This window comes from Acinetobacter sp. ANC 4204 (assembly GCF_002135205.1).
GTDB lineage: Bacteria > Pseudomonadota > Gammaproteobacteria > Pseudomonadales > Moraxellaceae > Acinetobacter.
Genome location: NZ_NEFZ01000001.1, coordinates 318,839 through 334,260, shown reverse-complemented (window position 1 = coordinate 334,260; position 15,422 = coordinate 318,839). Strand labels below are relative to the sequence as shown.

Genomic DNA, 15,422 nt, shown 5'->3' with positions numbered 1-15,422 from the left:
TTGATCAAATGATTTTAAGTTTAGCCCATTTAAATCAATCGGCCATTTCGCTTTGACAAAAAATGCAAGCTTATGCTTGAAAAATGTACATGGTGAACCCATATTATGATTAAGTTCTATTTGTTTATTGTTAAGACAAACTAATGAAAAATAAAATAAAATGTAGAAAAGTTAATTAAATTTGAATTGAATTCTGAGTAATCGTTCCCATATATCCATCAAGTTCAAAATTTGTTGTGAGGAAAACAAGAATGCGATTTGAAAAATTCACAAACCGCTTACAGCAAGCTCTTTCAGATGCTCAATCACTTGCAATGGGGAAAGACCATACCGCAATTGAGGGAATTCATATTTTATCAACCTTGTTGGAAGAAACCTCAAATCTGAGTTTGTTGCAACAAGCAGGTGCTAATCTGCCTGAATTACAAGCCAAATTAAAGCAAGCCCTTGCTGATGCGCCAACCCTGTCGAATCCGACAGGTGATGTCAACCTCAGTGCAGATGCAGTCAAAGCATTGAATTTGGCAGATAGTTTTGCGCAAAAAGCAGGTGATGAGTTTTTATCTACTGATTGGGTAATACAAGCTTTAGCTGAAGTAGGTGCAACCAAAACCTTATTAAATAGTGTGGGTGTTAAACCAGACCACCTGCGCCAAGTCATTTTAAAAATTCGAGGTGATGAGAAAGTCATGAGCAACAATCATGAAGATCAACGCGATTCTCTGAATAAGTACACGATTGATTTAACTGAGCGTGCATTGGCAGGGAAATTAGATCCTGTTATTGGGCGTGATGATGAAATTCGTCGTACCATCCAAGTGTTGTCACGTCGTACTAAAAATAACCCAGTGTTGATTGGTGAACCTGGGGTGGGTAAAACTGCAATTGTAGAAGGTTTAGCTCAGCGAATTATTAACCGTGAAGTGCCTGAAAGTTTACAAGGTAAACGAGTTTTATCTTTGGACTTGGGGTCTTTGCTTGCTGGTGCTAAATACCGCGGCGAGTTTGAAGAGCGCTTAAAAGCAGTATTGAAAGATTTAGCAAAACAAGATGGTGAAGTCATTTTGTTTATTGATGAATTACACACACTGGTAGGCGCAGGTAAGGGCGAGGGCGCGATGGATGCAGGTAATATGCTAAAACCTGCTCTCGCACGTGGTGAGCTACGTTGTGTGGGTGCGACGACCTTAGACGAATATCGCCAATTCATTGAAAAAGATGCCGCATTAGAACGTCGCTTCCAAAAAGTCTTGGTCGATGAGCCGAGTGTAGAAGACACTATTGCGATTTTACGTGGCTTGAAAGAACGCTATGAAGTGCACCATGGTGTAAAAATTTTAGACTCTGCCATCATTGCAGCAGCGAAAATGTCACATCGTTACATCACCGACCGTCAATTGCCTGATAAAGCGATTGATTTGATTGATGAAGCAGCTTCTCGTATCAAAATGGAGCTGGACTCTAAGCCAGAAGCTTTGGACAAACTTGAACGTCGTTTGATTCAATTAAAACTGCAACTTGAAGCAGTGAAAAAAGATGAAGATGCCGGTAGTCGTGCGGAAGTCGCTCATCTTGAAAAGCAAATTAGCGAAGTTCAACGTGAATACAATGACTTGGAAGAAGTTTGGAAAGCTGAGAAAACTTTAGTTGAAGGCACCAAACAAGTTCAAGCTGAATTGGATCAGGCTCGTATTGCGCTGCAAAAAGCGCAGCGTGAAAATGACTTGGGTGAAATGTCGCGTCTTCAGTATGGTGTGATTCCTGAGCTGGAAAAACGTCTCAATGAAGAAGAAGTGGTGGAGGAGAAAGAGGAGCCGAAACTACTACGTAACAAAGTTACTGACAACGAAATTGCAGAAGTTGTTAGTGCTGCAACGGGTATTCCTGTGGCAAAAATGATGCAAGGTGAACGTGAGAAACTTCTCCATATGGAAGAGTTCTTGCATAATCGTGTCGTTGGGCAGAATGAGGCTGTGGTTGCAGTATCCAATGCGGTTCGTCGTTCGCGTGCTGGCTTATCTGATCCGAACCGACCGAGCGGCTCGTTCTTATTCTTGGGTCCAACGGGTGTTGGTAAAACAGAATTGACTAAAGCACTGGCAAACTTCTTGTTTGATAGTGATGATGCCATGATTCGAATTGACATGTCTGAATTTATGGAAAAACACTCGGTCAGCCGTTTGGTGGGTGCGCCTCCAGGTTATGTGGGGTATGAGGAAGGTGGTGTCTTAACCGAAGCTGTGCGCCGTAAACCGTATAGTGTGGTGTTATTTGATGAAGTGGAAAAGGCACATCCAGATGTGTTTAACATCTTGCTCCAAGTATTGGATGATGGTCGCTTAACAGATTCGCAAGGTCGTGTGGTTGACTTTAAAAATACTGTAATTGTGATGACATCTAATCTTGGTTCAAGTGATGTACGCGAGTTGGGTGATAATCCATCTGATGAAGAAGTGCGAGCAGTAGTCATGAATGCCGTGACACAACATTTCCGTCCAGAGTTTATCAACCGTATTGATGAGTTGGTGGTGTTCCATTCACTCAAAAAAGCACAAATTCGAGGTATCGCAGATATCCAGTTGGATCGTTTACGTGCTCGTTTGGTTGAAAAAGACATGCGTTTAACAGTCGATGATCATGCTTTTGATTTGTTGATTGATGCTGGTTTTGACCCTGTATATGGTGCGCGTCCACTGAAACGTGCCATCCAACAGCAAGTTGAGAATAGTTTGGCGCAAAAAATATTGTCTGGTGAATTTGTTGCTGGAGACAATATTGTTGTCACAGCGCAAGATGGTCAACTCAGCTTCGATAAAGTAAAAATGAATTAACCATTCAAATGATTAATTTTATTTGTTGAGATTAAAAAACCCAGCTTCGGCTGGGTTTTTTATGGCAGGATAGAAGTGTTAGAAGGTGACATTTTTAAGCATAAATGTGACGTAGGTTTTCACATTTATGTGATGAATATGGCATCTAAGTGCTTTATTTGCAAAATAATTATCTTTATTTAAAAATTGTCTTTATAATTTATTTTAATAAAAAGTAAATAAATTGAGATAGAGAAAATGAGTCAATTAAAGTGGGGTGTTGGGGGCGTATTGACGCTGGCTGTGGTCGCAGTTGGTGGTAATCTTTATGCAGATAAAAGCCTAAAGGCTTATTATCAACAGGGCACTAAACAATCGAATAATTTGAATTTGCAGTATCAACAATTCCAAATGGGTGCTTTAAAAGGGAGTGCGAAATGGAGTGCCGAATTAGTATCAGATCCGTGTAAACCCAAAGACGTGGTTAAATTAAGTGGTCAAGATAATATTCAGCGTAGTTGGAATGGGTATGCGATCCAGTCGGATATTAAAATTACTCAGGCATCAGGAGCACTCCAATCTTTGTTGAAGGAACCACTCAAAGTTGATACGAAAGTCAATTGGTTAGGCACCATGAATAGTGTATTGACTACACCAGTGATTACCCGCAATGAAGCTCAACTCCAGTCTAGATTAGATCCAATGACGTTGCGGTTTCGAGCAAAGCCGATAGAACAACAGCTTAAGATACTGGATTTACAGCTTGAAATTCCAAATTTCACGATTACCGAGCCCAATATGCATATGCAAATGGTGGGGTTAAAGCTAGCAACCAACCAAGGGCTCAATGGTGAATATCTTGAAGCAGGTGAAAGCAAAATCCAGATGGATCTGCTGAAAATGTCAGATCGAGATATCAATAAACCCATTAGTGCTGAAATTAAAAATTTTAGTCTAGAAACGCAAAGCAAATTGACGGATCGGGTTTTAAACACTGAGATGATGCTACGCTTAGATGAAATGAAAATGCCTGCCGCACCTGCAATTCAAAACCTACAGTTTAATTTTAATGTACTCGATGTGAATCGACAAAAAATGCAGGCGCTGTTTGATATTGTGGCGAAAAGTGAAAATAGTTGCTTAGCCAAAGAGACTGTGGAAAAAGATATGGAGCCTGCTTTATTAGCCGTGATCAATGAAGGTTTCCGCTTTGAATCCAAAGAGAACCAGTTTGCTATCGGAGATGGTGTTGCTCAGGCGAATGTGACGGGGCGTATTATGCCGAGTCACCAATCGACTGTGATGGGAATGGTGAAAATGATGCCAAGTTTAATGGAATATAAAGCAGATGTTCAGTTTGATAAAAATATGATCTCGCGCATCATGAATAATTATCTGCAAAAAGGCGGGATAACGATGTCTGATCAAGAAGTTGAAAGCATGCTTTCGACAATGCAAAGTTCAGGTCAGGTGAAACGCGAAGGTAATACTATGAAAATGTCAGTTGAATACAAATATGGGCAAACCAATTTTCTCACTGAATAATGCAAAATATGTTGCTGTAGCAAATAAAAGGGGACGTATTTCGCACTGCTGTCCCATAGTTAGACTTAAATAAAAAACCTGAGTCCAAAGTAGTTAAAATATAAGTGCGAACAAACACTTCAACTACAAGGATTCAGGTTTTGTCACATCAGAATACTGTATTTCATCAATTACTCAAACCCATTTTAAGACAAGATTTTGAACGTCTTGCAAAACAATACCATCAAGGACAAAAATTAAGATCTGCAACACGATGGGATCAATTTATTGCTATTTTGATGTCTCAATTATCATGTCGTCAAAGCTTGAGGGATATTGAGTCTAATCTCGAATCACAACAGGAAAAGCTTTATCACCTTGGTGCCAAAAGAATTGCACGAAGTACGCTAGCAAGAATCAATGAAGAACAACCAGCTAGCTTGTATCAACAATTGTTTATCCAATTACTTCAACATTGTGAAAATTCCAAGATTGCTCATAAATTTCGATTTTAAAATCCATTATATTCACTTGATGCGAGTCATATTGATCTTTCACTGTCATTGTGTGAATGGGCAAAAGTACATGAGTCCAAAGCCAGTATAAAACTTACAGTTGGGTTAAATCATAGCAACACCATTCCTGAATTTGTTGCGCTTGGTGATGGTATTGAAAATGACATGGTACAAGGTCGACGACTCAAATTCCCACCTGGAAGTATCATTGTATTTGATAAAGGGTATGTTGATTATCAGTGGTTTGCAGACATGACCAACCAAAAAGTCAGCTTTGTCACTAGGCTGAGACCAAAGACAGTTTATGAGGTGAAATCAAAACAAGATGTGTTCGTCAGTAAGGGGATTCTTGCGGATGAATATATTGAGTTGAGTAGTGATTATGCTAAAAAGCGTGGTGCACCTAAGCGATTAAGACGTATAGAGTTTTATGATACTGAAAAGAAAAGGACATTTGAATTCCTAAGCAACAATTTTCATCTCGCTGCATCAACCATTGCTGCAATTTATAAAGATCGGTGGAAGGTAGAACTATTTTTTAAAGCGATCAAGCAAAACCTAAAATTGAAATCGTTTTTAGGCCGTAGTCGCAATGCGATCCAAACACAAATATGGATTGCCTTAATTGCCTATTTACTGGTGAGTTTTGCGAAACATATGGCGCAGGAAGGATGGAGTGTTCAAAGATTATTAAGAATTATTCAGGTGAACTTATTTGAAAGGAAACCATTGAAGGCTCTGTTTTTACCTGACAAAAAGTGGAATAAGCAAGAAGAACCTCAGCTGAGGTTCTTCTTGTGATATTTATGGGACAGCAGTGACGTATTTCGTCCCTTTTTATCTTTGAAAATTGTCCATGTAAAATTTAATGAAGATGAAATCAAGTTTCATCTTTAATGCATTAATTTTTTGGATGGGTGATTTTCCATGCCCGATGGATTTTTTGATTACGTTTGAAATCAGGCCCAATGGTTTCACTGGTGATTTCTTCGACATCAAAGAATGCCAAAATTTCTTCGTCCATTTCAAAGCCACGGTAGTTGTTTGAAAAGTACAAAGTGCCATCTGTGGTTAAACGGTTCATGGCGCGTTTAAGCAATGATAAATGGTCACGTTGTACATCAAAGGTACCGTAGAACTTTTTTGAGTTTGAGAAAGTTGGTGGGTCAATAAAGATCAGATCATACTGTTCATGACCTTCTTTCAACCATTCAAAACAATCGCTGGCAAAGAACTGATGTTGTTCATCGGCATGATCGACCGTTAAGCCATTCAAGACGAAGTTTTCTTTAGACCAACTCAAATAGGTGTTTGACAGATCGACGCTGGTTGTACTTGCCGCACCACCTAAAGCTGCATGTAAGCTGGCTGTAGAGGTATAACTATACAAGTTCAAGAAGTGCTTACCACGCGCTTCTTGTGCGATGCGTAAGCGGATTTGACGGTGGTCTAAGAACAAGCCAGTATCTAAGTAATCAGTTAAGTTAACTAAGATTTTTGCTTTGCCTTCTTGCACGATAAAACGTTTTGAAGCCGTACTTTGTTTGGTGTACTGGTTTTTACCTTCTTGGCGAGCACGTGTTTTGATAAAGATCGCATCACGGCCTAAACCTGTTACAGCACGAATCGCCTGTAAAGCGAGATTGAAACGTTTCTTGGCTTTTTCAGGATCGATTTTTTTCGGTGGTGCGTATTCTTGTACATGTAAACGTTCGCCATACAAATCGACTGCAACGTTAAAGTCGGGAAGGTCAGCATCATATAAACGTAAACAGTGAATGTTTTCTTTTACCGCCCATTTCTTTAAGGTCTGCATGTTCTTTTGTAAACGGTTAGCAAAGTCTTCAGCGCCTTCAATTGCTTCAAACTGCTGAGGCTGCCAAGTTTCTAAGAACGGCTTGATCACTGCAACAGGTTTCACGGAACCTGAACGCACGTAAATTGGCAGTTTACCATTCATCAAACGCATGGTTTGCGGGTCATTCAGCGCCAATACATCGGCTTGTTCAACGGCTGCTGCGATAACCGCTGCGGTCTGATTTGGGAAGTTCTTTTGCAGTAATGCGGACAAGCCTAAATATAAAGCACGGTTAGAGGCCTTATCGCCTAAGCGCTCACCATAAGGCGGGTTGGTCACAATAAAGGCTGTTTTTCCTTCTGCTTCGAAGTTTGGCCAATCTGCCAAAGTCCGTTCTTCGATTTGAATGTGGTCGAGTAGACGTTCAAATCCTGCAGCGATGATGTTTTGTTTGGTGGCTTTTACTGCTTCCCAGTCAGCATCAAAAGCATAGAACTTAGGGAGCGGTTGCTCCAAAGCTGCTTGATGGCGATCAGCTGCTTCCGCTTTGATGCTCATCCATAGTTCGTGATTATGACCATTCCAACCATTGAAACCGAAACGACGGACTAAGCCGGGTGCACGGTCTGTCAGCATCATCAACGCTTCAATAATGAATGTCCCTGAACCACACATTGGATCGAGGAAAATATCGGGTCTTTTTGACAGCAGTTTGGCTTTTTGTAAAATCGCAGCCGCTAAGTTTTCTTTAATTGGGGCATCGGTCATATAACGACGGTAGCCACGTTTATGCAGTGAGTCACCAGATAAGTCTAAACAGTAGGTGTGTTCAGTTTTGCCTGCGAGTGCATAAATGGTAATTTCAGGTTGCTTAATGTCAATACTTGGGCGCTTACCCACAGCTTCCATAAACGAATCGACGATACCGTCTTTTACACGTAGCGTTGCAAACTGGCTGTTGACCTTAATTTCACGTTCAATATGTAAACGTACAGCAAAGGTACTTTGTGGTGCAAAAATCAGAGACCAATCAAAATTGATTGCACCTTCATAGAGCTCTTCAGCAACATCACGTGCATCATGACTACGTTCTAATTCGTGGACGTGAATAGGCGTGAGTACACGTGATGCAAGACGCGACCACATACAAATGCGATAGGCATGCTCAAGAGTGCCTTTGAAAACTAAACGCCCAGGGAAACGTTCAATGTTTTGAACACCTAAACCTTCTAATTCTTCTTGGAGTAAGGTTTCTAACCCATCAGCACAAGTAACCCAATAGCTGCTTAAACGTGAAGCGGTATTCATAAATTTGAGAGACCAAAATAAAACAAAATAAACTCGCTAAAGTTTAACGTATTTTGCCTCTGAATGGTTTTTTTAATGTGCTTCTAGCTTTAGGAAATAGCAAAATAAATGAATTGCCATGTGAACAATAACGTTTTTGGTACGCATTTTGCTAAATCCTTGCAAGTTTAATTTATTGAATGATTTTTATAAGTCATCAGTAAATATTTTTCATTTGAAAGGGGAAGAATATGTCGACCAAGTTAGACCGAGGTGTTGTAAGTCATGCTGATACTTTTTCAATTGCAACTTTACTTTACGCACGTCTGCGCCGCGTATCGGGGCGCGTAATTGATGTGCTTTATTTAGTTGAAAATCCAAGTTATGCGCGTCAAATGGCGGAGTTGGCTTTAAGCACAGAGGATGCCGAATTGATTCGTTTGGTGAGCCGTTTAGATAGTGTTATGGACTTATTCAACTATGAGGAACCAGAAGCTATCGAGCAACCAAAAAACATGAATAACAGTCGCTATGAGTCAGGAGCAACCGAAGAAGAAATTTACCGAGCTCAAGTGTCGCATCACTATATTGGTGCTTTACGATAACAATCATTCAAATTTGATCAGCTCTCGAAAGAGGGCTTTTTTATAGCGATGCGAAACGTATCGGTGAAAGAATGTGCAATGTGCTAGATGATCCTCAATGGATTTGAGTAAAATTTTGAGAAAATAGATGCTAAAAAATGTTTAATTTAACTAATTGAAATAATAAATAAGAATTTCATAATCTTAGTTTTGAAGCCGATGATAATTAAGGCAATTGTTTTAAACTGAGGTCCAAATTAAAAAGAAAATCTGTATAATGCGTTAACTTAACGTAGAAGGAATCTCTCATGCACTTGGCAGCACTGCATACTCCGAGTCAGATTCAACTCAACCAAGATGGTCATCTCAAACACTTCCTTACCATCGAAGGTCTTTCTAAAGAAACTCTTACAAAAATATTGGACACTGCGCAGTCCTTTTTTAATGACCAAAATCAGCTGATGACGAACAACCTCTTAGAAGGTCGAACGGTCATGAATCTCTTCTTTGAAAACTCAACCCGTACTCGTACCACTTTTGAAGCTGCTGCAAAACGTCTTTCTGCAAATGTATTAAATATTGATATCGCACGTTCGAGTACTTCCAAAGGTGAGACGCTAAGAGACACTTTGTGGAACTTAGAAGCGATGGCGGCAGATATTTTTGTGGTACGTCATTCATCGTCAGGTGCCGCACATTTCATTGCCCAAACTGTTTGTCCACATGTCGCAATTATTAATGCAGGTGATGGTCGTCATGCACATCCAACACAAGCCATGTTGGACATGTTAACCATTCGCCGTGAAACCAAAAAGAAATTTGAAGATATTTCAATTGCTATCATTGGTGATATTAAACATTCACGCGTTGCACGTTCAGATGTTGCTGCATTACAAACTTTGGGCTGTAAAGACATTCGCGTGATTGCACCGAATACACTGTTGCCCTATGGTTTTGATGAATATGGTGAAGGTGTACGCCTCTTTAATAACATGGAAGCAGGGATTAAAGACTGCGATGTGATTATTACCCTACGTATTCAAAATGAACGTATTGATTCGCCTGCGCTGTCATCTCAAGCTGAATTCTATAAAATGTACGGTTTAAACAAAGAACGCCTTGCGATGGCGAAACCTGATTGCATCGTGATGCATCCGGGGCCTATGAACCGTGGTGTAGAGATTGATTCCAGTATTGCCGATGGCCCACAGTCGGTGATTTTAAATCAGGTGACCAACGGGATTGCAGTACGTATGGCAGTTTTGGCGCTTGCAATGCAAGGTCAACTGCAAGAGCAAGGTTTGTTAGACGCGATTGCGGTGTAAGGAAATAAGTCATGACTGTTGTAAAAATTGAAAATGTACGTGTCCTTGACCCAATTCATCAAACAGATACGGTTCAAACAGTATATGTGGAAAATGGCAAGTTGGTTTCTGAAACAGCTGACATCACAGAAACTATGGATGGACATGGTAAATGGTTGATGCCAACTATGGTGGACTTATGTGCACGCCTACGTGAACCAGGTCAGCAACAGCACGGGACATTAAAGTCAGAGGGTCGTGCTGCACGTGAAAATGGTATTTTACATGTGTTTACACCACCAGACTCCAAACCAATTGTGCAAGATAATGGTGCTTTGATTCATGGTCTGATGGAAAAAGCCATGTTGGATGGTGGTATTTATCTAGAAGTGATTGGTGCCCAAACCCAAGGCTTACAAGGCAAGCAACCTGCAAATATGGCAGGTTTGAAAAAGGGCGGTTGTACGGCAGTGTCAAATGCCAATGCGCCTTTTGCAGATGATGATGTTGTACTACGTACTTTAGAGTATGCGGCAGGCCTAGGCATGACTGTGGTGTTTTATGCAGAGGAACCACAAATTGCCAAAGATGGTTGTGTGCACGAGGGTTTCGTTGCATCCCGTCAAGGTTTACCGATGATTCCTGCAATTGCTGAAACCATTGCGATTGCCAAGTATTTGTTGATGATTGAAGCAACGGGTGTTCGTGCACACTTTGGTTTGCTGTCTACAGGTGCTTCTGTGAATTTGATCAAAATTGCTAAAGATAAAGGTTTGCCAGTTACCTGTGATGTGGCGATGCATCAACTGCACTTAACAGATCAGTTGATTGATGGTTTCAACTCACTTGCGCATGTTCGTCCACCACTACGTGCTGAGTCAGATAAAGAGTTCCTTCGCCAAGGTGTGAAAAATGGCGTGATCGACGCAATTTGTACCCATCATGAACCATTGAGCAGTTCTGCAAAGCTAGCGCCATTTGCTGAAACACAGCCAGGCATTAGCGCTTTTGATACCTATGTGGCTTTCGGTGTGCAATTGGTACGCGAAGGTTTATTTAGTCCTTTGGAATGGGTTGAGAAAGTCACAACTGCACCAGCAACAGTAGCAAATATGCTTGAACGTTGGACTGTTGAAGCAGGCTGGGTATTGGTTGACCCAGAGTTAGATTGGATTGTGAATAAAGACAATATTTTGTCGCAAGGGAAAAATACACCTTTAATCAATCAAGTCGTGAAAGGTAAAGTTATAAAAACTTTTATTTCTTAAGTTCCAGCTTATATTTCAAAATCGACTAAAAAGTCAGCTTAGGCTGGCTTTTTTATTGATTTGACGAAAAGTAATGTAAATACAATATTTTACAAAGTACAAAAAATGAGCAGATAAACTAAAAAATGACAATGAAAACAATGCGAAAAAAGTGGGGGTAAGATTTCATGAATGTCGATTTTATGGATTTACTAAAACAAAATGTCTCTGCTATTGTTTTAGAAGGGGATACACAACATTTACTTGAAAAAAATCAAGCAATTCAATCTTTTTTACCTATTTTACTGTCTGTATTGAAGTCAAAATCTGAGTTAATTTCTGCATTTCAACAGCAGCTCAACCCACGTTTAAATGATGCTTTTGCATCACATATAGGGTTGAAGCAACAATTTCTCGAACAAGTGAGGGGGAGTGCCCCTACCGATGAAATTGAAAGTACCTTGAGCCGTTCGATTACACCTGCCTTGGCATTTTTAACGACAGAGGCAGGTTCTTCTGAACCCGAAGCGATTTTACATTTGCTACAGGTGAATGCTGCTTCTATTAACAATGCACTGCCTGAGTGGGCAAGAGCATTACTGTCTGGATTAGGGGTAAATCCTTTACAGGGGCAGGCTACACATGTCTCACCTACAAGTGTATATAGCTCTAAATCAGAAGAAAAACGCTCTTTTTTACTGCCAGTCTTTGCTTTGATTATTTTAGCTGCGTTGTTCGCGTTTATTTTTAGAACCTGTACAGATAAAACAGATTCAGAAATAACACCTGCCAATAACGTGAGCGCCAGCCAACCTGCAAAATTTCAAATCACAACTGGGGCGACAGGGGATCTGGTGACTTGCCAAATTTTATCGGGGAATGCCAGCTATGTTGAAATTTTGCAAAAGGAAGTGAAGCAAACTTTTAACAACAGCATTGGATGTGGGGTTGATACACAGAACATTTATCATACCGCGTTTATTGATCAAGACGTGATCCCCAGTGTTTTGCGTACCCTAAAAGGTGTGCCAAATGTTAACCTTACTTGGTTGGGTGATCAGCTCTCAATTCAAGCCAACGATCCAGCCAATGCAGCTAAAATAGTAGATCAAATTAAACCTTTATTAAGGGATATGAAGCTTACAACACAGCAACCACTAGATGTGAATCGTGCAATTGATACCAGTATTAGTGATGCTGAACGTGCATTAGCTGAAATTAACCCAGCGCAAGTTCGAGCATTAGATGTTGCGACTGCATTAAATTTGCAAATTATCAACTTTGACACGGCTTCATCTACAGTTCCCGATGCCAATAAGTCGATTTTGGATCAGGCAGCGGCTCTGATGCAAAAAGCACCTCAAGCCAAACTGACCGTGATAGGACATACTGATGCAACAGGAGATGCGAGTATCAATAAAACCTTGTCGCAAAACCGTGCGCAAGCTGTTGTGGATTATTTAATTTTTAAAGGTGTCGATCCTGCACAGCTTCGAGCGATCGGTTATGGGCAAGAAAAGCCAATTGCAGATAATCAAACCACTGAAGGTAAGTTTAAAAACCGCCGCATTGAGTTTGAAGTTTTAAATACAGACACTGGTGTCGTACGTGAAATAGGCGAAAGTGGTGTTGAAAAGGTTAATTAAAAGGTATTTAAACCCTGCTTAGGCAGGGTTATTTTATTTATATACTCGCGTAAAGCTTTATTTTTTGGTTAAATACGCAGCGAAAACAACGACCTTATGGTTTATAACAATGATGAAGAAAACAATTTTTGCCAGCTTAATCTTGAGCAGCTTATTTTTGAGTGCTTGCAATCGTTCAGAGAACAAAACAGAAACAGCTGCTGAGACGCAAGATATGTCGGATTGGAGTTGTACAGCCCCTGCCAATGTCGAACAAATTCAAGCACATTTAAAAACGGAATATTTAAAAGCCTTAGACCGCCGTTTACGTGATAGTCGTGAATATGAGGCAGATGAAAAACTATTAGCGCAAATTAATAAAGGCATTCGTTTTGAAATTAAAGGCATTTCAACAATCACAGAAAAACCAGAAACAGCAAAGCAGTTGGACTGTGAAAGCCAGTTGGTGGTGATTTTCCCGAAAGGTTTACAGAAACGTGCTGAAAATGCATTTTTAGCGCGTCCATGTGAAGAGTGTGAAGATGGTTATCAAAGTACTCTACGCGATGTCCTAGAAGATGGTGAATACTCACTCCGTTTGGACAATGATCAGCTACAAGGCGCATTTAGCTATAACATCATAAAAACAGATAAAGAGGGCATTAGCCTCAACGTACCTAATCAAAATGGTGTGATTGATGGTGTGGTTCTCGTAACACAAAATGCAGTGCAGTTTGCAGCCTATGAAAAAGAAAATGCAGAAATCCAAGCGAATATGAAGCAGTATAACGAGCAAGAAGTTGCGCAGATGGAACTGGCTCAAAAAGCCATGAATATCCGTAAAAAAGAACTGGATGCAGACCAAGTCAAAGTGGTGGAACGCCTGAATCAAACTTGGGATAACTTGACTGAGGAACAAAAACAGCAGCTACAACAAGACCAAACCGAGTGGTTTGAAAAACGTGATGTAGACTGTAAAGTGATTTCTCAGAAAAGTGTCTACCAAATGGCGGATAGTGAAAAAGAAACCTATCAAAAACAGTCACAATATTGGGATGATGCGTTACGTGCCCAAGATCAACAATTGCAATATACCAAGTGCTTTAACCAAAAAACGACCGAGCGTGTTGTGTATTTAAATAATGTGTTTAATTAAGTAGCCTACACTATAAGTACACTTTTTGAGTATTTGTAGAATGAGAAAAGGACGAAGAGAATTCGTCCTTTTCTCATTTGGATTAAGTTTTATCTTTGGTTTAGTTTAAAGAATAGCAGGCATTTATTCATGTATGGGAACCATACCTTTAAAAACAGGATCGTTGCTTTAAAGGCATTGGATTATTTTTCTATTGTATAAATGATGCCGAATTAGCGGATGAGGGGAACACCTGTCACTTTTTGAATGTCTTCAAAACTGACATCTTTCGCCAGTTCAACTAATTTCACACCTTCCTGAGTAATGTCCATGACACCGAGGTCAGTAATTACGCGATGTACGACATTTTTACCTGTCAGGGGCAGGCTACACTGCTCGACAATTTTTGGTGTACCATCTTTTGCAGAGTGTTCCATGAGCACCACCACTTTTTGCACTCCAGCAACCAAATCCATTGCGCCGCCCATGCCTTTGACTTTTTTGCCTGGAATCATCCAATTAGCTAAATCGCCATTTTGTGAGACTTCCATGGCCCCTAAAATGGCGATGTTGACATGACCTCCACGGATCATGGCAAAAGAATCTGCACTAGAGAAAAATGCAGCGCCCTGACGTGCGGTAACGGTTTGTTTTCCAGCATTGATTAAATCGGCATCGACCGTTTCGGCTGTTGGAAACTCGCCAATACCCAATAACCCATTTTCAGACTGCAACCAGACGTTGACGTTTTCAGGAATATAGTTGGCCACCAGTGTAGGTAAGCCGATGCCCAAATTGACATAAAAACCATCTTCCAGCTCAAGCGCTGCACGTTGTGCCATTTCATTACGAGACCAAGCCATGGGTTAAGCCTCCTCTTTTAATGTGAGTTGTTCGATACGTTTTTCAGGGTTTGCATTCAGCACAATCCGATTGACATAAATACCTGGCAGGTGAATCTGGTCAGGGTCTAAAGCGCCAATTTCAACAATTTCCTCAACTTCGACAATGCAGACTTTTCCAGCCATTGCACATACAGGGTTAAAGTTTTGTGCGGTTTTACGGAAAATTAAGTTACCAGCAGTATCGGCCTTGTATGCCTTCACGAGTGCAATGTCAGCGGTGAGCGAGTTTTCTAGAATATAAGGTTTACCATTAAACGCTCGCTCTTCTTTGCCTTCGGCAATGAGTGTGCCGACACCTGTTGCGGTAAAGAAGGCAGGGATACCTGCACCTCCAGCACGGAGTTTTTCTGCCAGTGTGCCTTGAGGGGTGAGCTCCACTTCAAGCTCACCACTTAAGAACTGACGTTCAAATTCTTTGTTTTCACCCACATAAGAAGCAATCATTTTTTTGATTTGTTTGCTTTCTAATAAGAGACCTAAGCCGAAACCATCGACGCCTGCATTGTTTGAAATACAGGTAAGGTTTTTCACGCCTGTTTGCTTTAATGCCGCAATCAGACTTTCTGGAATACCGCATAAGCCAAAGCCACCAACCGCTAGGGTTTGACCATCTTGAACCACATCTTGTAGTGCATCCTTTGCACTTGAATAAACTTTATTGACCATAGTGTTCTCATTATTAATTGAA

10 protein-coding genes and 1 pseudogene are annotated in these 15,422 nt (G+C 40.5%); 8 read left to right on the top strand and 3 right to left on the bottom strand.

Translation table 11 applies throughout. From position 1 onward, the window contains the following. The first annotated feature begins 251 nt into the window (after positions 1-251). From clpB to B9T36_RS01635, 3 genes and pseudogenes are all read left to right on the top strand, one after another. The gene (clpB, locus tag B9T36_RS01645; RefSeq protein ID WP_086207846.1) at positions 252-2,831 is read left to right on the top strand and encodes an ATP-dependent chaperone ClpB; all 2,580 of its coding nucleotides are present in this window, start codon (positions 252-254) and stop codon (positions 2,829-2,831) included. A gap of 237 nt (positions 2,832-3,068) precedes the next feature. After that, positions 3,069-4,355 (top strand): DUF945 family protein, encoded by a 1,287-nt coding sequence (locus B9T36_RS01640; protein WP_086207845.1) that lies wholly within the window; start codon positions 3,069-3,071, stop codon positions 4,353-4,355. Positions 4,356-4,495: 140 nt separating this feature from the next. Further along, positions 4,496-5,650, top strand: a pseudogene (locus B9T36_RS01635) (IS4 family transposase). 100 nt (positions 5,651-5,750) lie between these two features. On the opposite strand, the gene rlmKL reads toward B9T36_RS01635, so the two are convergent. Next, entirely contained in the window at positions 5,751-7,955 is a 2,205-nt protein-coding gene (gene rlmKL, locus B9T36_RS01630) for a bifunctional 23S rRNA (guanine(2069)-N(7))-methyltransferase RlmK/23S rRNA (guanine(2445)-N(2))-methyltransferase RlmL (RefSeq protein ID WP_086207844.1), read from the bottom strand. Between the two features lie 230 nt (positions 7,956-8,185). Between rlmKL and B9T36_RS01625 the strand changes: the two genes are divergently transcribed. The 5 genes from B9T36_RS01625 (at position 8,186) to B9T36_RS01605 (ending at position 13,850) form a co-directional block, all read left to right on the top strand. Further along, a complete protein-coding gene (locus tag B9T36_RS01625; RefSeq protein WP_086207843.1) occupies positions 8,186-8,539 on the top strand; it encodes a hypothetical protein in 354 nt (117 codons plus the stop codon). Positions 8,540-8,826: 287 nt separating this feature from the next. Beyond that, a complete protein-coding gene (locus B9T36_RS01620; RefSeq protein WP_086207842.1) occupies positions 8,827-9,843 on the top strand; it encodes an aspartate carbamoyltransferase catalytic subunit in 1,017 nt (338 codons plus the stop codon). A gap of 11 nt (positions 9,844-9,854) precedes the next feature. After that, complete coding sequence (locus B9T36_RS01615; RefSeq protein ID WP_086207841.1) at positions 9,855-11,090, top strand: dihydroorotase; 1,236 nt, start codon at positions 9,855-9,857, stop codon at positions 11,088-11,090. A gap of 167 nt (positions 11,091-11,257) precedes the next feature. After that, complete coding sequence (locus B9T36_RS01610; RefSeq protein ID WP_086207840.1) at positions 11,258-12,715, top strand: OmpA family protein; 1,458 nt, start codon at positions 11,258-11,260, stop codon at positions 12,713-12,715. A 112-nt stretch (positions 12,716-12,827) separates the two neighbouring features. Next, positions 12,828-13,850 carry a DUF1311 domain-containing protein gene (locus B9T36_RS01605; protein ID WP_171264400.1) on the top strand — a complete coding sequence of 341 codons (1,023 nt, stop codon included), beginning with the start codon at positions 12,828-12,830 and terminating at the stop codon, positions 13,848-13,850. A 212-nt stretch (positions 13,851-14,062) separates the two neighbouring features. On the opposite strand, the gene B9T36_RS01600 is transcribed toward B9T36_RS01605, so the two are convergent. Both B9T36_RS01600 and B9T36_RS01595 read right to left on the bottom strand, forming a co-directional pair. After that, positions 14,063-14,692: a CoA transferase subunit B gene (locus B9T36_RS01600; RefSeq protein WP_010327116.1), complete on the bottom strand. Its 630-nt coding sequence runs from the start codon at positions 14,690-14,692 to the stop codon at positions 14,063-14,065. A gap of 3 nt (positions 14,693-14,695) precedes the next feature. Further along, on the bottom strand, positions 14,696-15,400 hold the full coding sequence (locus tag B9T36_RS01595; RefSeq protein ID WP_086207838.1) for a CoA transferase subunit A: 705 nt from the start codon (positions 15,398-15,400) through the stop codon (positions 14,696-14,698). Between the last annotated feature and the right edge of the window lie 22 nt (positions 15,401-15,422).

Bases quoted from the DNA above. Each gene is read 5' to 3' on its own strand.
- clpB (WP_086207846.1), top strand. From the start codon at position 252: ATGCGATTTGAAAAATTCACAAACCGCTTACAGCAAGCTCTTTCAGAT.
- B9T36_RS01640 (WP_086207845.1), top strand. From the start codon at position 3,069: ATGAGTCAATTAAAGTGGGGTGTTGGGGGCGTATTGACGCTGGCTGTG.
- rlmKL (WP_086207844.1), bottom strand. From the start codon at position 7,955: ATGAATACCGCTTCACGTTTAAGCAGCTATTGGGTTACTTGTGCTGAT.
- B9T36_RS01625 (WP_086207843.1), top strand. From the start codon at position 8,186: ATGTCGACCAAGTTAGACCGAGGTGTTGTAAGTCATGCTGATACTTTT.
- B9T36_RS01620 (WP_086207842.1), top strand. From the start codon at position 8,827: ATGCACTTGGCAGCACTGCATACTCCGAGTCAGATTCAACTCAACCAA.
- B9T36_RS01615 (WP_086207841.1), top strand. From the start codon at position 9,855: ATGACTGTTGTAAAAATTGAAAATGTACGTGTCCTTGACCCAATTCAT.
- B9T36_RS01610 (WP_086207840.1), top strand. From the start codon at position 11,258: ATGAATGTCGATTTTATGGATTTACTAAAACAAAATGTCTCTGCTATT.
- B9T36_RS01605 (WP_171264400.1), top strand. From the start codon at position 12,828: ATGAAGAAAACAATTTTTGCCAGCTTAATCTTGAGCAGCTTATTTTTG.
- B9T36_RS01600 (WP_010327116.1), bottom strand. From the start codon at position 14,692: ATGGCTTGGTCTCGTAATGAAATGGCACAACGTGCAGCGCTTGAGCTG.
- B9T36_RS01595 (WP_086207838.1), bottom strand. From the start codon at position 15,400: ATGGTCAATAAAGTTTATTCAAGTGCAAAGGATGCACTACAAGATGTG.